We start from the raw sequence: 18,756 nt of genomic DNA on the forward strand, positions 1-18,756 counted from the left end.
CTATAGTAAGCGTGATAAGAAATCCGCTAAGGATGCATATCCGTTTGTTTAAAATAGATTTTCACTTGCACCAAGAAAATGTACAGTGGTCTGCAAACATTCATCAGCTAAATAGCGATGTGTTAAAAAGACACACTTTAATTAAGCTTCAAACATTCGAAGATGATCTTCACTTCTCATTTTGTGAAACAACAAATGAAGGTGAAATATTTTCTAGCCAAGGGCACCAATTAGGAACATTTTTAGTTCACTAATTATTGAAGAGCAAGAAGAAGCATGAAAAAAAGCAAACAAACTAAGACGAAAGCTAAGAAAAAAATTCAAGAAGAATCAATTGTTGATAAAAAACCATCGTTAAATGAAACAAGAAGAAAAATTGAAGATATTTTGTTAGAAAGAGAACAACAGAAACTGTTCAATCTTTAAATTTGCACATTATTACTGCTTCTTTAATTTGCCGCGTAAGTAGGAAGGAATTCTATTGCTAAAATATTTTTTATTTTAGTGTGGATATTCCCGTTATTCCTAAAAAATATTCACTCCTCCGTTATCATTTTCACCCTATCTAGTACCAAATACCCTTAATTTTCAATTCCTAGCAAAGCTAAAAAGTTTGCATTCTTTTCGTTAATCTGTCTTTCTAACTTAAATGTCGGGCTATGATCAGTGTGGCATGTGTTGAAAAAATATATTAAAGAAAAAGGTGTGAGCATGGCAAAAACACAACAGTTAATTGAAGGCCCTATTAATAAAGCGCTTTTGTCTCTCGCAATTCCTATTGTTTTTGGTCAGCTATTACAATCAGCTTATCAACTGACGGATGCCTTCTGGGTAGGGCGTTTGGGTGCCAACGAAGTGGCTGCTGTTTCAGTAAGCATGCCAGTAACTTTCCTCGTTATTGCGTTGGGAGCTGGGCTTGCTATGGCAGGGGCGACTCTGACTGCTCAGTACATGGGCGCAAGACAGTATGACAAGGTAAACCATGTTGCAGGGCAAACTATGCTGATGGTGTTTATTACCTCAGTTGTTTTGGGTTTTCTTGGCTATTTGCTTTCACCTTATTTTTTGAAGTTGCTTGGCGTAGAAGATGCGGTATATACCAATGCTCTTAGCTTTATGCGTATCTCTTTTGTTAGCGTAATTTTTGTCTTTGTCTACAACATGTTTCAAGCATTGATGAGAGGCACTGGGCAAGTTAAAGTCCCGCTTTATATCGTGCTTGGCACGGTGTTGCTTAACTTCGTGCTCGATCCATTATTCATCTTTGGTATGGGAAATTTTGCTGGTCTAGGCGTTTCAGGAGCAGCACTTGCTACACTTGTCACTCAAGCTCTTGCGGCATTCACTGGTTTTTATATTCTTTCCAAAGGCAAACATGGTATTCATTTAAGGTGGCAAGATTTATCGCCTGACTGGACTTACATCAAACGTGCGTTCTTTTTGGGAGCTCCGGGTTCAGTTGAACTTTCAGCACGGGCGCTGGGTTTGATTACCATGTCATTTCTGGTCGCGAGTTTCGGAACCGTAACGATAGCGTCTTACGGTGTAGGTTCGAACATTCTTCAATTGATTACCATCCCTGCGATGGGGTTAGCGATGGCTGTTTCTACTCTTGTTGGACAGAATTTAGGTGCCAACCGTGTTGATCGTGCGGCTAAAATTACCGTAATTGGCTCGATATGGAGTTTTGTCATGTTGACGGTTATCGGTGTGTTTGCTTATTTATTAGCACCAAACGTAGTGAAGTTTTTCATTCCCGACAATCCTCAAGTTGTTGAGCAAGGTGCAGAATTCCTAAAAGTGATGTGTTTATCTTGGGGGTTTATTGGCGTCCAGCTTTCGATAATGTCGGCGTTTCGAGCCTCCGGAAATATGACCAACAGTATGATCCTATCACTACTCACTCAGTGGGTGTTCCAATTCCCTCTGGCCTATATTCTGTCTAAACATACCTACTTAGCTGAGAAAGGCATTTGGTGGTCATTTGCTGTGACTAACATACTGGTGGCGCTAGTCGCTGTGGCTTGGTATGCACGTGGTAGTTGGAAGAAAACTCGTATTATTGAACAAGACGATATTGAAACGTTGGCAACATCGGAAGAAGCTTTGATCGAAGTGGGCGAAAGAAGAGCCTAATCGCTTGTCAGTATTGGCTTAATCAGTCTCCGTACATTAGAGTTTTCTGTTTTATGAGTGGTAACCTAGCGGTGTATTTCTCCACCTATAAGTTACTGCTTTATCATGCAAAAAATTATCTCAGCCTTGATTATATCCATATTGCTTTCAGCTTGTGGTGGCGAAGAATCTGACACTCCCGATACGAATATTTCCATTCCAACATCCCCTTTTGCTACGGAAGTCGTGGATAGCATGACTAAAGCGAACGAAGCTATTTTGTTAAACGCTTCTGCAGAAGCCAGTTGGTCGAAAAGCGGGCACATTACACAAGGGCTACCGAGAGGGGATGCTGCACCAGCATGGTGGGCAGATTCTGTGCTTGACGACAGAATGAAAACATCCGCCTCATGGAGTGCACTCACGGGCTGGTTTACGATATTTGAATCGAACACCAATACAGATCAACACGTGAAGATCTACTACAGCGATTTTGAAATTTGGCTGCTAAAAGGTAGTGATGTAAACCACGCTTTTTGGGAAAAATTAGCTGTAACACCAACAACTTGGGCCTCATATTACGACTCCGATATTGTCACTTGGCAGGGCAGTGCGTTACCTGATGATAGTTCTGGCTACTACGAGTTTCAGCATCCGGATATCTTGCATGGCGGAACCAGTAAAGTGGCTTTCGATGGGGATGATGTTCTTGGAGTATTTGTTCGCACACAAGCTTGGCTTGATCGTGTAGATGAGGATGCCGAGTTGCTGATGAGTATCGGTGTGGATTACTACCCTACAGTCGACAGCTCTGTATCCAAGGGGGATTTTGCAAATGCAAATTATCTTCCTGGGGCAGGCACCAGCCGATTTGTCTATCTCACTACAGAACCCAAATGGTTCACAATGGCAAATGTAGCCGACGATGCTTTGGTCAACGTCGATAAGTCCAGCCCATTTTTCATCAATGGCGGTAAGACATACTTAACCATTGAAGAATGGATGAATAACCATCCACCACTCGATCAATGAGCGGTATTAGCCCGATTACTCTACATCACCAGACCACTCTTCTGGGTGGGTAAGACGAGTTTTGTCTTCAAAGGTTTCTGCGCGAATATCCTGCGGGTTGTAAATGGCACACGACTCCATTGACAAACAACCGCAGCCAATACAGCCACCAAGATCGTTTTTTAACGCCTGTAGCTGTTGAATACGGTGTTCGAGCATATCGCTCCAATTCGAAGCCATCTGCTCCCATTGTTGACGGCTAGGTGCCTGATGCTTCGGTAAATCTGCCAATGAGGCAGAGATCTCTTCTAATGTCAGACCGACCATTTGTGCCGCTTTGATTACGGCGATTCTGCGAAGAACATTTCTATGATATCGACGTTGATTACCTTGATTTCGCCAACTGAAGATCAATCCTTTTTGTTCGTAGAAGTGCAGGGTGGAGACATTCACACCAGAGCGTTTAGCCACTTCACCCACAGTCATCTCCATATCTAACTCTCCATTTTTTCTTGCTATTTATCTAAATTATAGGCAAATAACGCTTTACCTAAAGTTAACTTGAGGTATTAACCTGACTGCAAATTAATAGCAGATGGAATAGAAATATGGAAGCAACAGAAAAAACACGCGCAAGTGCTTATCTAACAGGGCGCTTCTTTGATGGTATATCGTCAGGACTGTTTATGATGGCGTTACCTTGGGTGATGCTCTCGGAACCCAATATGGGTGCGTTTGTCGCTATGGTTGCTTTGGTGTGTACTGCAATTTCTTTTTTCCTAACCCCGTTTTTTTCCACCTTGATTGACCGAAATTCAAGAAAGCAATTGCTGGTATTGGTACAGCTTCTGCAAGCGAGTACCGCTGCTTTTGTCACGCTGGCATACAGTTTCGGATTTGAATCTCATTGGTTGCTTGCAGTGGCACAACTTGTATTTTGGACTTCGAGTAATTTGGCGTGGACAACCAACAATGCGTTCACTCAGGAGAACTTTCATCAACATGAATATGCGGCTATCTCCGGCAAACAAGAAGTGATCATGCAGGTAACGACACTCGGTTCTGGTGCGTTGGGAGTTATGTTGCTCGAAATGTGGGGAATGTTGGAATTTTCTGCATTCGCGGCAATAGCCTCTGCAATTGCGAGTGTTAGCTACATATTGACGCCTTATCGCCAACAAATACGCGCTAGCCAAACCATCTCTTTTGTCGAACAAATGAAAGAGAGTAGGGATATCTTTACCTCAAAACCTCATTTTTACGCATTTTTAATGCTCTCAGCATTGAGTTACCCGATTCTCACCTTTCTGACCAAATTGGTACCGATATGGTTTGCTGAAACGGGTATCTCTGGCGACTGGTTTGCTGGCTATAACATCGCGTTTGGTATGGGATCACTAGTCACAGGCTTACTGGTCGGAAGATTTTTGGGGCTAGGTTCTCATCAGGGAATTATGGTTGGTGCAATGGGGTTGGCTACGATTATGCTTTTTGGTATGAGCTTATCACCAACCCCAATGATGTTGCTGATATTCACTTTTTTCTTTGGCACTTTTAACGCATTAAATCGAATCGCTCGGACAAACTGGATGCACCACAGTATCAGTATTCACCAACGCGGCCGAGCGGATGGTGGCTTACAAATGTTTGCCACGTTGGCACAAAGCATCAGCTATGTTGCCATCGCGTTTTTGAGTCATTTTGGTATTACTCAGTCAGGTTTCTTTCTTGCTTCAATGGTTATGGCGATAGCTGTGTTGTTAATGTTACGCCTGAGCAAAGCTTTGGAACTTAAAGTGAGTACGGTTTAATTTTGCGTTGGCTTTACTTCCCGGCTTAACATTAATGATGCTATGAACAACACCATACTACTCATTCCATTATTTTATGGGGCGAGTAGTTTTAAGGTTATATCAAAAAATGCTTTGGTCTGTTGGGGATCATAACGTTGCGGTTCTATCGGCGATACGATCATCCATCCATCGACGAGGGCACTCAACTGATCTGCGAGAAATGCAGCATCAATATCGGTTCTAATTTCGCCACGCGCTTGTCCTTGCTCTAAAGTCGCGGTTAATGAACTTCTCATTTTGACATACCACTTTTGCAGGTGCTGGGCGTAATTAGGATCTTGTCTTGCATAAACGAACAACTCAGCGACGATTGGAGCGACCTCTGAACTTTCACTGAGAGACCAGTTAAGCCAGTTATCTAATACAATTTTCACATCCCCATTTTCTCCTGCCAAAATGAGTTCAAATTGACCAAATAAATAATCAGTAGCAGCAATCAGCATCGCTTCTTTATTTTCAAAGTAGTAGGTCACAGCGCCAGTTGTACAACCTACTTTGGCGGCTACTTTGCGAAAAGAGATACCTTGGCATCCTTTCTCAGACAGCAACTCAATCACTGCATTAACAAGTTCATTTCGCTTTGAATCATGGTCACCAACAGGGCGGCCTCTTTTTTGTTTTGCAATGGCATTGTTGGGTTCTTGATCACTTTTGCTCATCTAAAGGTGTCCACTCGTTGCTTAGGTTTTGCCACACAGGCTAGTTTGGAATTTTCATTAAAGTAACAGGTGTTGTTAAAAAAGGGTAGTCATGTGTTGATCTGTTCCGATGATCGATGCTGAGCTAAGTCACTACTGGATAATTTAATTCTTCAGTTTAGTTGTGGGCGTTCATTAACTTAATGATTTTAAATTGATATTTTTGTTGTTTGTCATTTCTGCTTCTTATTCATTTTCATGATTCATATTTCATTAATAATTAATATAACAGGTGTTGTGTTAATTAATGATCTTGTAATAGAATCCCCTTAATCAAGGCGAAGTACACAATTTAGACAGCAGCATGTATTCGCCAGTAACCGTCCGTTTATTGTGGAGGAATACATGAATGACTTATGCCAACGTTTAAGGTGGACCGTGCTTGTATTGAGTACTGCGTTCATTATGGCGGGATGCGATCAGCAACAACCACACGAGAGCGAACAGGTTTCTAGACCTGTTAAGCTTTATACGTTAGGTGGTGATGCGCCTCAGATTTTATATAAATATCCAGGCAGTGTTACTGCAGTAAACAAATCGACTCTGGCTTTTGAGGTGCCCGGTAAAGTCACTGATATAAAAGTGAAGGAAGGTGATCTCGTTGTTGCCGGGCAAGTATTAGCCCAACTTGATCCCAGAGATTATCAGGCTCAGTTTGAAAGCGCCAAGATTGAAAAAGATGCCAGTCACAAGGATTATGAGCGATATAAAAAAGCCCTAGAATCCAATGCTGTAACCCCTCAGGCATTCGATCAGGCAAAGCGCAATATGGAAGTAGCACAAGCTGCATTCAAACAAGCAAAAAAAGCACTGGAAGATACGTCGTTACAAGCGCCTTTTTCTGGTCGAATTGCACGTAAAGACATTGAGAAGTTTGACACTGTCTACGCAAAACAACCGGTTATTCAACTGCATAGTGACTCTGCTTTGGAGATGGTTGTCGATGTACCAGAGGTTGATTGGGTACAAGGAGGAAGAGTCGCTTCAGCCAAAGACATTAATCTCTCAGAACAGCTGTTTGTTACCGTAAGTGCCTTACCGAATGAACGTTTCCCAGGTGTCATTAGTGAGTTCTCTAGCGTCGCTGATCCCATCACTCGTACTTACAAAGTCACCGTTGAGTTTAATGTGCCACAGAATATTTCATTGGGTTCGGGTATGAGTGGTCATGTCTTGTATCAACCCAAATCAACGGAGAACGCCAACATATATGTTCCGATAGAGGCGATTGTTGGTAACTCAGACAATAAAGCTTTCGTATGGTTATACGATGCTGATAAGGGTGTTGTTACAAAGCAAACAATAGAATTGGGCAACATTACAGCGAAGAAAGTCTTGGTGAAATCTGGGTTAAAGAAAGGGGACCGTATAGCGGTATCAGGTGTTCACAGTTTATTCGATGGCTATTCCGTGTATCCGCTGGAGGATTGAATCGATGAATATAGCGTCTATCGCAATTGAGAAGCGAGTTGTTACACTGGTCTTGACCGTCGTTATGTTGGTTACTGGTCTTATGGTTTTCAGAGATATGAGCCGACTAGAAGATCCAGAGTTCACGATAAAAGAAGCGCTGATTGTTACGCCGTACAAAGGGGCGACTGCTCTAGAAGTGGAGCAGGAAGTCACTGAATTACTAGAGAAATCCGTTCAGCAATTAGGGGAACTCGATAAAGTCACTTCTAAGTCTGAGCCCGGACTTTCTACGATCACGGTTTCAATCAAAGACAAATATAACAAGGAAACCCTACCTCAGGTTTGGAACAAACTTAGGCAAAAAGTGGGTGATGTTCAGCAATATCTTCCGCCCGGATCTGGGCCTTCTCTGGTTATTGATGATTTCGGTGATGTTTACAGTATCTTCATGGTTATTACGAGTGACGGATACAGTTACGGTGAATTGAAAAAATATGTCGATGATCTGCAACAGCAGCTTCTTCTCGTTGACGGTGTTGGCAAGATAAACACTTATGGCGAGCGTACGGAAGCGATTTTCGTTGAGTTTAATCGAGACAGATTAGCGCAGTTAGGCATCTCTTCGAATGTAATTGCACAGCAATTGAGTAGTAAAGGTGTTGTTGTAGACGCTGGTAATGCCAAGATTGGTTCTTCCTACGTTGCTATTTCGCCGACGGGAGGTTTGGAATCCGTTGCAGGTTTCGAATCGATGTTGATTACAGACGGTTCAAGCAAACAGTTCTACCTTCGTGATATTGCCAAAATAAAGCGAGGTTATGTTGACCCACCGTCGGCACTTATTCAGTTTGATGGAAAGTTAGGTATCGGTATAGGGATCTCAACCGTAACGGGCGGTAATGTCGTCGATATGGGTGAAGCTGTCCTGAGCAAATTGACTGAGCTAGAAGGTCAGCGACCTGCGGGAATTGAGTTTGGCTTCGTTTCTTTGCAGTCAGAAGCGGTAACAGAAGCCATTTCTGGTTTTATCGCGAGTTTAGTGGAAGCGGTAGCCATCGTAATCGCGGTATTGCTGATTTTTATGGGATTGCGTAGTGGCTTATTAATTGGCTTTATCCTCGTCCTTACTATTGCTGGTTCATTCCTATTTCTAGACCCTATGGGGGTGGCGTTAGAGCGGATTTCTCTCGGTGCTCTCATCATTGCTCTGGGTATGCTGGTTGATAATGCGATTGTGATCGTTGATGGCATTTTGATACGTATGCAGAAGGGGGAAAGCGCACGCAGCGCCGCCCCTATCGTCGTTAGTCAGTCGGCTTGGCCGTTATTGGCAGCGACATTAATTGCAATTTTGGCGTTTGCGGCAATTGGCACATCAAACGATGCCACGGGAGAGTACTGCCGTTCATTGTTTCAGGTAGTGATGGTGTCCTTGTTGCTAAGTTGGGTTACCGCAGTGACGGTGACGCCATTGCTGTGCGTTCTTTTTTTAAAACCGCCTAAGCAAGCCTCGGAATTAAACGATCCTTACGCTGGAAGATTCTATTCCAAATACAAACGACTGTTGAAACACTGTATTCGTCATCGATATTTAAGTTCCGCATCCGTTTTGGCGATATTTGCGGTTTCTCTCTGGGGCTTCTCATTCGTTAGCCAGAACTTTTTCCCTGATTCAACACGGGCGCAGTTCATGGTTGATATGTGGTTGCCGCAAGGCACGCACATTGACGAAACCAAGCAAAATGCGGGTTCAATTGAGCAGTATTTACGAGAGCAATCTCATGTCACTCATGTAACCACTATGACTGGGGAAGGCGCATTAAGGTTTTTGTTAACTTATGAACCTCAACAGCCTAATACGAGTTATGCTCAGTTTTTAGTCGACGTTGATGACTACAGAGCGATCAAAGAACTGATTCCAAAAGTTGAACAACAGCTAGCCGAGAAATATCCCAATGCTTTGATATACGCCTCTCCGTTTGCACTTGGTACCGCAGCTTTGGGCAAAATTCAGGCGAGAGTTAGTGGGCCTGATCCGGAGCAGTTAAGAACCATTGCTGACCAAATAACGGAGATATTTTCATCTGCACCTAATGCAAAAGCTATCCGCACGGACTGGCGACAGAAGATCAAAGTGGTCAAAGCGGTGTTACTGGAAGAGCAGGCGAATCTGAATGGTATATCTCGATCAATGGTGGCTGAAGCAATTAAAGAGTCATTCGAGGGAGTAACGACAGGCGTATTCAGAGAGAATGATCTGCTATTGCCCATTATTGTTCGGGCAGACGATAGTGTTAGATACGATATTGGTAGCTTGGGAAATATTCAGATCTGGAGCCCTTTCGCTCAGCGAATGATCCCTTTAAGGCAAGTGGTACAGTCATTTGAATTGGTTTTCGAAGATGGCTTAATCCTTCGTCGCAACAGAGAAAGAACCATAACAGTGTTTGCTGATCCCGTCGATGGAAATGCCAGTCAACTCTTTGCTCAATTACGCCCTCAAGTGGAGTCTATCTCGCTTCCCAAAGGCTATAAATTGGAATGGGGCGGTGAGTATGAAGAGCAAAATAAAGCGGAAGCTGGGATAGAAACAAGCATACCTTTGTTCATTCTGGCAATGATATTGCTGACTATTACTATGTTTAACTCGTTGCGACAAACGGTAGTGATATGGTTATGCGTGCCCCTTGCTTTAATCGGTGTGACCGTTGGTTTATTGGCAACGGATCAGCCATTCGGCTTTATGGCGTTATTAGGTTTTTTAAGCCTAATAGGGATGCTGATAAAGAATGCCATTGTTTTAGTAGAAGAGATCAACATAGAAACAAGATCTGGGAAAGTCCTGATGGAAGCGATTGTTGATTCCTGTGTGAGCCGTTTGCGTCCTGTCGCAATGGCTGCGCTCACCACTGCTTTGGGGATGACCCCTCTTATTTTCGATGCATTTTTTGTATCCATGGCAATCACTATCATTGGTGGGTTGGTCTTCGCTACCGTACTCACTATGGTTGTATTACCTATATTTTATGCCCTAGTTTTTAGAGCAGAAGATGGGCTCTAGGTTGGTTAAAATACAGCTGGCCGCGCTACTTTGATATAGCGAACACCGTTTAAAGATGAAAAAGTAAAAAAGCCACAAATTCCTGAGCGTTTGTGGCTTTTTGTTGGGAGTAATAATGTTGATGGTTAAGTCACCTTTCTCGTTTGATGCTTAAAATGGCGCGATTGCCTTGTCGATAGGCATCAATTTTGAGAGATAAAGAGCTAAAACGGGTAAATCCTTTTATTGTGTTATGAGCATGGGCTTTTTACTCTAGAACCCTGCCTATACTTAAAGCCTGCTGCGTATAATCTGAGGATTTTTAGTATGAGCTTACAACTCGCTTTCTTACTTACCTTCATCGCTGGAGGGGTATCCGTATGGTTGTTGATGAGAGTGTCCAAACAGTCTGAACGTGAAAGAGTGGCGGTTATCAATAACAAGATTCGTTCGGTTGGTGGAAGCGTTGTTAGTATTGATCTGATAAAACGCTCACGTTGTCCTTTTAGTTCTGAATATCAAGACCCCGATCTGGTTTATAAATTCTATAAGGTTACCTATGATATCGAGTTGGAAATAAAAGAGTGCTGGGCCGTTTTAGCAATGAAACAACGCAGCTATGGCCCCGGAAGCGCTATTGATTCGAACTGGATATGGCGAGATCTAGACTAACTTGCCGTACTTAAAGAAAGAGGAAATATGAGCAAAATCTATTTTGTATGTGGCTTCATTGGGTCTGGCAAGACCACTTATTCCAAAGAGCTTGCAGAAGCTCATGGTGCATTTCGCTTCTCAGTTGATGAATGGATGATTCCTCTTTACGGCGAGCATATGGAACGTGAAGTCTTTGACCATCGCTTAGCCACTCTCGAAGAATTATTTAAAAGCTCCGCTATGCAGCTTTTTTCGCTTGGTGTGCCCGTGATTTTCGATTTCGGTTTTTGGCGTAAAACTGATCGCAGTACTTTTATGGAGTGGGCATCGAGCATAGGTGTGGAGAGTGAAATGCACTATTTGGATGTTCCCTTTGAGGTTTGTAAACAAAGGGCAACCGCTCGCAACTCGAAGTTGGAAGGTAAGTCTTACGAAATGACGCCGGAGATGTTGGATTTATTCTGGTCTTGGTTTGAAACTCCTACAGCGGATGAAGATGTTGTTTGGGTTCATCGAGAGATAACTCCAACGGTATGACGGACAAGGTAGATGAATTTTTCAGTCACCCTATGGCTATGAATGACTTTTCTCCGCGCTGATCAAGGAGAAAAGTCATATGGAAGGTTAGGGCTCTGGGTGAAAACTAGTTCAGAGACACTTCAACATCGGAATGAATTTGGCAGGAGCAGGCGAGTACGAACCCGTCAGCGATTTCTTGTTCAGTTAAGGTTTCGCTACTGGTACGTGTGAAATCACCACTGGTGACTTTGCATTTGCAAGAACCACAAATACCGCTGCGACAAGCCGCAATGACAGGTACTTTGGCACTTTCTAACGCATCAATAAGCAGGCTTCCTGTAACGATTTTAGTCTCAGCTGCAAACGACGGTACAAATACGGTGGCATGTGCTAATGCCGCAGCTTTACTCTCGGTGTCTTCAACTTTTGGTTGTGTTGATTCAGCAGGCGTAAAGCTTTCTTGATAGAACAAGGTCATATCCATCCCCAACGCTGCTAAGTTATCTTTCATCGCTTGCATGAAGCCCACTGGGCCACACAAGAACGCCGTTCTAGAAGCGATATCCGGGCAGTAATTGGCAAGCGCTGCTTGGGTTAAACGTCCTTCCAAGTAATTCGTGTTCGCTGCATCCTCCAGCATAATGTCGAGTATGAAACGAGGGTGCTGCTGCTCCATTTGTTGTAGCTCAGCATGATAAATCAACTGCTCTGCACAGGTTGCTGCATGAATGAAATGTATCTCTGTGCGATCTTGGTTGTCTGCCAACAATGTTTTCGCCATCGACATAACCGGTGTTATTCCGCAACCCGCACTGAGCAACAAGATCTTATCGGTATGGGGCTGTCCAATGTGAAATTGCCCAGCGGGTGGAAGTACCTGCAATGATTGACCCACTTGTAAATGGTCATTGAGATAGTTCGATACTTTACCGCCAGCAACCCTTTTCACGGTAAATTGCATTTCGGTCTGGTTTGAAAGGGAGCTGAGAGAATACGCGCGGTACTCAGTGTAGCCATCTATCTCTACCCCTAGAGTCACAAATTGCCCTGAAATGAAATTAAAGGTTTTGTCTTGTTCTTCACTGGTTAAGGTAAAACTGATGCAATCCGGCGTTTCCTGCCATCTGCTTTTACAGATTAAGCGTGCAGCGCCTTGGCTCGGCCATTGAAATTGTTCCATAATCATCTCTTCAATAAGCACAGGTGGGCGATACCCACCTGTCATTAAACACATTTACGCAGCGGCTTTTTCGCCAAGGATTTGCGCAAGATCTTGTTCAACAGTCGAGATGGCTCTTAGGTCGAATTTGTCCTGAATAATGGCCATTAAGTTGTCAGTAAGGAATGCTGGTTGAGTTGGGCCGGTGTAAATACCTTTCACACCCAAAGCGAGTAAGGTAAGTAAAACCACAATGGCCTTTTGTTCAAACCAAGATAATACCAGTGTCAGAGGTAAGTCATTGACACCACAATCAAACTCTTCTGCCAGCGCTAATGCTAATTGAATCGCGGAGTAGGAGTCGTTACATTGACCAACATCGAGAAGACGAGGAATGCCGTTAATTTCACCATGTTGTTCTTTGTTAAAGCGGAATTTGCCGCAAGCGAGAGTCAATATCAGGCTGTCTTCTGGCGTTTGTTTGGTAAATTCGTTGTAGTAGTTGCGCTCTGCTTTATCGCCATCACAGCCGCCTACCAAGAAAAAGTGACTGATGTTGCCCTGTTTCACTTGATCAATCACAGCTGGTGCTGCTTCCATTAAGGCATTACGGCCGAATCCGACAGTGATCATCTGTTCAATTTCATCATGCTGGAATCCGTCCTGAGCTAATGCACATTCGATCACTGTTGAGAAATCATCACCTTCTAAATGAGATACGCCCGGCCAGCCGACAATGCTGCGAGTGAACAGGCGATCGGCGTATTGACCGACCTCTGGATTCAGTAAGCAGTTTGATGTCATCACAATCGCACCCGGGAAGTTAGCAAACTCTTTTTGCTGGTTTTGCCAAGCACTACCGTAGTTGCCCGCCAAATGAGGGTACTTGTTCAGCTCTGGGTAACCATGAGCAGGTAACATTTCACCATTGGTGTAGACGTTAATGCCTTTGCCTTCGGTTTGTTGCAGGATTTTTTCTAAGTCGTGCAGATCATGGCCAGAAACAAGAATGCACTTGCCTTTCTTTGTTTTAACGTTGACTTGCGTTGGTGCCGGGTGACCGAAAGTTTCCGTTTCGCCTTTATCTAATAGGGCCATGATCTTGTAGTTCATTAAGCCAATTTGCATTGAACAGTTGAGCAGTGCATTGAGATCTTGCGGTTCAGTACCTAACCAAGACATGATTTGATGATACTCAGTGTGGATCTCTACATCGCTTTGTCCTAAAACACGGGCGTGTTCTAAGTAGGCTGCTGCGCCTTTTAAGCCGTACAAGCAGAGTAAACGCAAACCCATCACATCAGGGTCGACGGTTTCATGACCACGGTTTACTGCGGCTAAAGGTGCAAACTTTAACAATGCTTCACGATCCGTTGGAAGTTCAAACTGAGCCGCTGGAGAGAGCTCAGGAATTGATTTGTCAGCTAACGTTGCGGCAGCTTTGACTCGCTGCTCTAAACTCTGTTTGTATTGATAAGCTTGGTTTGCGAACTCAACGATGCGCTTTTCATCAAAGTTTACGTTCGTCAGCGTTGCAAAGAAGGCTTTCGGTGCCCACTCGTCGATTTCAGTGTCGATAATTTGATATTCACGGCCAAGTTGAGCCCAGAATGAAACGCCTTGTAGCGTATAAACTAAAATATCTTGTAGATCAGAGACATCACTTGTTTTTCCACACATACCTTGCGAATACGCGCAACCTTTTGCGATAGGGGTTTGAATGGTTTGCTCACATTGAATACAGAACATAGTTGGGGCTCCAGTGATAAGTATTAAAATTGGCCGCTTAACGCGAAGGGAGCGTTAAGCGGCCTTTAAATTTCATCGCTGGTATTGCAGAGAGTATGCCAGTTTGTATCTTATTGATTTTATGTGGTTTTTGTTTTTTCTCTCAAAAATAACGTTGTTATAAAGACATCGTGCGTTGTGATTAATACAACGCTAAATGCTTATTTAGAGGATTCATAGGCTTGTACGCCCAATTTTTTGCCCATTTTGAACAAGTTACCTCTGTCCATCTGTAGAAATGCAGCCGCCTGAGACCAAACACCGTTGTTCAGTTGCAATGCATGTTCAATAAGCTGCTTTTGAAAGGCTTCTACCGCTTCGCGCATAGGCACTGAAGAGTTGGGAAGTTGAGGAGAGGCATTGCAATTCGCCTTTCCATTGGCGGATTGTTCAGACAAGTCAAAATCGTTCATAAAATGAAGAGGTTCAATCAGCTCTGATTGCGTTCTCATAGCGTGTAAGCCCGCACGCATTAAGGTGTGCTCCAGTTCCCTGACGTTACCTAACCAAGACTGCTTTTCTAATAATTGCAGTGCTTTAGGATGAATGTGTAGCGTTTTCAGGTGAAACTGACGGCGAATGTTATCCAGTATATGTCCCACTAAAACCGGAATGTCTCCTTCACGAGAGCGTAATGGAGGAACCTGAATCGGGAACACATTCAAACGGTGGAAAAGATCGGAACGAAAACGTCCTTCAGCCACTTCTTGAGCAAGGTCTCGGTTGGTGGCCGCGATGATGCGAACATCTACGATATGGTTTTTATCTGCCCCCACTCGTTGCACTTCACCTTGCTGAATCACACGCAACAGTTTGGCTTGTAACAACAGAGGCAGTTCACCGATTTCATCAAGGAAAATCGTGCCACCGTCAGCCAGTTCAAATTTACCCGCACGTGAAGTATTGGCACCGGTAAACGCCCCTTTTACGTGTCCAAACAGTTCACTTTCAGCAATGGATTCGGGTAACGCTGCGCAGTTTACATAAACCATAGGCTTGTCACTGCGCAGGCTCTGCGCGTGAACTTGGTGAGCAACCACTTCCTTGCCCGTACCTGTTTCGCCGCTGATCAAAACCGCGTAATTTGAGTGTGCCACCATCTCAATGTTGGCTCTGAGCCGCTTCATCTGGGGACTGACACCAACCAGTTTTCCGCCTTTGCTTCTCGCTTCGTCAATCAGCAATTGATTCACGGAATGTTGCTGACGATTGGCTTTATTCAATGCTTCAAACAGACTGATATTGCGAATGATCCCCGCAGCGAGCGCTGCAAAGGTCTCAATGGTTTTGTCTGGAATGCCGTTAAAAGCACCGGGTTTTGCAGCGTCCAGCGTTAGCGCACCAACCAAAGTATCGCCCACGTACAAGCTGCAACCCATGCAAGAGTGAACATCAATACTATGGTGGATATCTTCACTCAGTAAGCCGTCAAAAGGGTCGGGCAGGCTTGAATTCTCAGGGAAACGCACCGGTTTTCGGTTGGCTAAGATCATAGCCAAACGCGGGTGAACATCAGGTAGGAAGCGTCGCCCGAAAACCTCAGAGGACAAACCGCTGATGGCAATTGGTACTAAGTGCTTTTCGTTATCGAGTGTAAATAGAGCGCTGGCATCACAGGGAAGCAATTGTTGTAAGGCATCAATCAATTTTTGGTAGTGCTGAGTGGAAGGTTCTCCCATGTTCAGCTCTACCGCAATGTTCAACAGTACTTGTTCTATGGATGGTTTGATGACGTGTGTGTCCATTTGGGCTTCTACGTTGCGACAAAAACGTACTGATGATGTATTTATTACAACGCTATTGTCAAGCTTTTTAAATGTAAGTTATTAAAAATCAACAACTTAAAGTTGGCTTAATTCGTGCTATAGCTATTGCTTCGTTATTTAGATGTATTGCTAGGAATCGCTCGTTTATGCTCAACATCACCGATAAGAGTACAGAAGATAAAGTCATCCCCGTTTTGCGCTTAGGCTTCAGACCTTTCTTTTTATTTGGCAGCGTATATTCAGTTATCGCGATCGCCATTTGGGTATATGCCTTTCAACATGGTCAGCCCGCTCAATTAAGAGTTCCTGCTTTGTGGTGGCACGTTCATGAAATGTTTTTTGGCTTTGCCATGGCGATTGTGGCTGGTTTCTTATTGACCGCTGTTCAAAACTGGACAGGTGTGAACGGCACCAAAGACAAATGGTTAGGTGTGCTTGTTTTACTATGGATGCTGCCGAGAGTGTTGCTTTGGACAGACGTTCCGCTTTGGCTTACCTCTTCCATTGAAGCGCTGTTTCTTGCTTTAGTTGCGTATGAGATTTCGTTTCGAGTGGTGAAAGCTAAAGGCTACCGTAACCTGATCTTCTTGCCATTTTTTGTCTTGGCCATTGTGGCGAACTACGCCAGTTACGCAACCATCAAGGGCATGCCTCCTTTCCCTTCAATTGCGGTCTGGCAGGCGATGCTGTGGTGGTTTGTACTGCTCATTTCAATTATGGGCGGGCGAGTGATTCCGTTTTTCACCGCGCGTCGATTTAACTTCGAGAAAGCCGACACTCTTCTTTGGTTGGATGCCGCGGCCAATGTACCGTTGGTTATGTTATTTGCTTTAAGCTTTTTCCCGTTAACCAGTGAACAAGTTAGTCCAGCTATCATGCTATTCGCAGCGGCGATGCAATTGGTTCGTTGGCTACGTTGGAAGCCATGGACAACGCTAAAAGAGCCGTTAGTGTGGTCGTTACATCTAACTTATGCCTGCATTCCTTCTGGGCTGTTTATCAAAGCGTTAGCGGAATTAAATTGGATTCCTAACGGCCTGTTTGTATCCCACAACATGTTACACGTGATCGCTATCGGAGCGATTGGTGGGCTTATCTTATCGATGATCTCTCGTGTGACTATGGGGCATACAGGGCGAATGATTTATCAAGGCCCAAACATGTGGTTTGCGTTTGCAGCCATCGTGCTTGCTGCTTTTGTGCGAGGTTTTGGTGTCGCTTTCTGGCCGCAGCACATGTTGCTGATGGTGGATATCGCGGCAGCGCTTTGGATCATCGCATTCACTTTATTCATCCTGAAATTTGGCACCATGCTGTTACGCCCACGAGCTGACGGTCACCCAGGATAATCCCATCAACAGACAAACGTTCATAACCATTAGTCTTGCTCAACTATTCTTATTTCAATATGACGAATGGCTTGATGCGTTTGTTATTCAACGTTGAGACCTCAAGTTCTATAACTTGCTTATTATTAGTAACTAGATAATTACAAAGAAATTGCATAGGAAATTTCAAATGAAAGAAAGTCAAAAGTCATTAGTGTTAGCCACCGTTCCTGTTTTACGAGAAAGTGGTGTCGCACTGACTAGCTATTTTTATCAACGGATGCTCAAACACAATCCCGAGCTGAAAAACGTCTTCAATCAATCACATCAAAAAACCGGCAATCAGCCTCACGCTTTAGCTATGGCAGTGCTTGCTTATGCTGAAAACATTCATGATCCTTCCGTATTGTTGTCGGTTGTTGAGCGTATAGCTCACAAACACACCAGTTTAGGTATCCGAGCTGAGCAGTATAGTATTGTCGGTAAACACCTTTTAGCTTCAATCAAAGAAGTACTGGGTGATGCTGCAAGCGATGAATTGATCGATGCTTGGGCTGCGGCTTACCAACAGTTGGCCAATCTGTTTATTGATGTGGAATCTAAGCTTTATCAGGCATCTGTAGAAAAGGCGCAAGGCTGGACAGGGGGGCGTCCATTCCGCGTTCGCAGCAAAGTGGCAGAAAGTGAAGAAATCACTTCTTTCTATCTTGAGCCGACAGATGGCGGAACACTACCGGTATTCAAACCGGGGCAGTACATCAGTGTTCGCGTGTTTGTCAAAGAAACGGGCCTGTATCAGCCTCGTCAGTACAGTTTGTCTCAAGCACCCAATGAGGAGACACTGCGAATTTCAATCAAAAAAGAGTCCGCGGCAGAGCACAAACCTGCTGGGCTTGTGTCTAACCATATGCATGGAGAAATCCAACAGGGCGATGTGATTGAAGTCTCTGCACCGTATGGCGAATTTGTGCTGAATGAACAGAGCGAGCGTCCAATCGTGCTGCTGAGTGGCGGTGTGGGTATTACGCCGATGATGGCAATGAGCAGCTATCTGAATAAGAAAGATGCTCTAGGCTCAGTGCATTTCATTCATAGTGCTCGCAACCCTCAAGTTCATGCATTTAAGTCGGTCACTGATGAGTATGCCGAAAAAGGGATGAAGGTGAACTATTTCTATGACCACGGAGCTAATCAGGACAACGGTGCACAACAAGCTCCGTTCGATCTAACTCATGTTTTGCCGCAAGATTTTACCCAAGCGGATTACTACCTGTGTGGGCCAATGGCGTTCATGTCTCATTACATGACACAGCTTCGTCAACTAGGTGTATCGGAGACGCAAATATATGCAGAAGCGTTTGGTTCTGGTGGCGTAGCCTAATATGAAAATCCCCCAAGCCGTAAAGCTTGGG

General features: G+C 44.1%; 15 protein-coding genes. 10 read left to right on the top strand and 5 right to left on the bottom strand.

What is annotated here, in order from left to right:
- Positions 1-276: 276 nt before the first annotated feature.
- From HUO09_RS07140 to HUO09_RS07150, 3 genes are all read left to right on the top strand, one after another.
- Complete coding sequence (locus HUO09_RS07140) at positions 277-426, top strand: hypothetical protein (RefSeq protein ID WP_167410199.1); 150 nt, start codon at positions 277-279, stop codon at positions 424-426.
- Positions 427-711: 285 nt separating this feature from the next.
- A complete protein-coding gene (locus HUO09_RS07145) occupies positions 712-2,136 on the top strand; it encodes an MATE family efflux transporter (protein ID WP_167410200.1) in 1,425 nt (474 codons plus the stop codon).
- A 105-nt stretch (positions 2,137-2,241) separates the two neighbouring features.
- Entirely contained in the window at positions 2,242-3,147 is a 906-nt protein-coding gene (locus HUO09_RS07150) for a hypothetical protein (protein ID WP_188233482.1), read from the top strand.
- Positions 3,148-3,162: 15 nt separating this feature from the next.
- On the opposite strand, the gene soxR is transcribed toward HUO09_RS07150, so the two are convergent.
- A complete protein-coding gene (gene soxR / locus HUO09_RS07155) occupies positions 3,163-3,618 on the bottom strand; it encodes a redox-sensitive transcriptional activator SoxR (protein ID WP_167410202.1) in 456 nt (151 codons plus the stop codon).
- A 116-nt stretch (positions 3,619-3,734) separates the two neighbouring features.
- On the opposite strand from soxR, the gene HUO09_RS07160 reads away from it, so the two are divergent.
- Positions 3,735-4,937, top strand: coding sequence for an MFS transporter (locus HUO09_RS07160; protein ID WP_188233483.1), 1,203 nt, complete (start codon positions 3,735-3,737; stop codon positions 4,935-4,937).
- Between the two features lie 74 nt (positions 4,938-5,011).
- On the opposite strand, the gene HUO09_RS07165 is transcribed toward HUO09_RS07160, so the two are convergent.
- On the bottom strand, positions 5,012-5,638 hold the full coding sequence (locus HUO09_RS07165) for a TetR/AcrR family transcriptional regulator (protein ID WP_167410204.1): 627 nt from the start codon (positions 5,636-5,638) through the stop codon (positions 5,012-5,014).
- 384 nt (positions 5,639-6,022) lie between these two features.
- Between HUO09_RS07165 and HUO09_RS07170 the strand changes: the two genes are divergently transcribed.
- From HUO09_RS07170 to HUO09_RS07185, 4 genes are all read left to right on the top strand, one after another.
- Positions 6,023-7,108 carry an efflux RND transporter periplasmic adaptor subunit gene (locus tag HUO09_RS07170; protein ID WP_188233484.1) on the top strand — a complete coding sequence of 362 codons (1,086 nt, stop codon included), beginning with the start codon at positions 6,023-6,025 and terminating at the stop codon, positions 7,106-7,108.
- Between the two features lie 4 nt (positions 7,109-7,112).
- Entirely contained in the window at positions 7,113-10,151 is a 3,039-nt protein-coding gene (locus HUO09_RS07175) for an efflux RND transporter permease subunit (RefSeq protein WP_188233485.1), read from the top strand.
- A 306-nt stretch (positions 10,152-10,457) separates the two neighbouring features.
- Positions 10,458-10,802 (top strand): hypothetical protein, encoded by a 345-nt coding sequence (locus HUO09_RS07180; RefSeq protein ID WP_188233486.1) that lies wholly within the window; start codon positions 10,458-10,460, stop codon positions 10,800-10,802.
- A 27-nt stretch (positions 10,803-10,829) separates the two neighbouring features.
- Entirely contained in the window at positions 10,830-11,321 is a 492-nt protein-coding gene (locus tag HUO09_RS07185; protein ID WP_188233487.1) for an ATP-binding protein, read from the top strand.
- A gap of 106 nt (positions 11,322-11,427) precedes the next feature.
- On the opposite strand, the gene HUO09_RS07190 is transcribed toward HUO09_RS07185, so the two are convergent.
- The 3 genes from HUO09_RS07190 to norR form a co-directional block, all read right to left on the bottom strand.
- Positions 11,428-12,483, bottom strand: coding sequence for a hybrid-cluster NAD(P)-dependent oxidoreductase (locus tag HUO09_RS07190; protein ID WP_188233488.1), 1,056 nt, complete (start codon positions 12,481-12,483; stop codon positions 11,428-11,430).
- A gap of 54 nt (positions 12,484-12,537) precedes the next feature.
- A complete protein-coding gene (gene hcp / locus HUO09_RS07195; RefSeq protein ID WP_188233489.1) occupies positions 12,538-14,211 on the bottom strand; it encodes a hydroxylamine reductase in 1,674 nt (557 codons plus the stop codon).
- A gap of 200 nt (positions 14,212-14,411) precedes the next feature.
- The gene (norR, locus tag HUO09_RS07200) at positions 14,412-15,980 is read right to left on the bottom strand and encodes a nitric oxide reductase transcriptional regulator NorR (protein ID WP_188233784.1); all 1,569 of its coding nucleotides are present in this window, start codon (positions 15,978-15,980) and stop codon (positions 14,412-14,414) included.
- 182 nt (positions 15,981-16,162) lie between these two features.
- Between norR and HUO09_RS07205 the strand changes: the two genes are divergently transcribed.
- A complete protein-coding gene (locus tag HUO09_RS07205) occupies positions 16,163-17,365 on the top strand; it encodes an NnrS family protein (RefSeq protein ID WP_188233490.1) in 1,203 nt (400 codons plus the stop codon).
- 169 nt (positions 17,366-17,534) lie between these two features.
- Positions 17,535-18,725, top strand: coding sequence for an NO-inducible flavohemoprotein (gene hmpA / locus HUO09_RS07210; RefSeq protein ID WP_188233491.1), 1,191 nt, complete (start codon positions 17,535-17,537; stop codon positions 18,723-18,725).
- Positions 18,726-18,756: the final 31 nt, after the last annotated feature.

It is taken from the genome of Vibrio sp. Y2-5 (genome assembly GCF_014596725.1).
Taxonomy (GTDB): Bacteria; Pseudomonadota; Gammaproteobacteria; order Enterobacterales; family Vibrionaceae; genus Vibrio.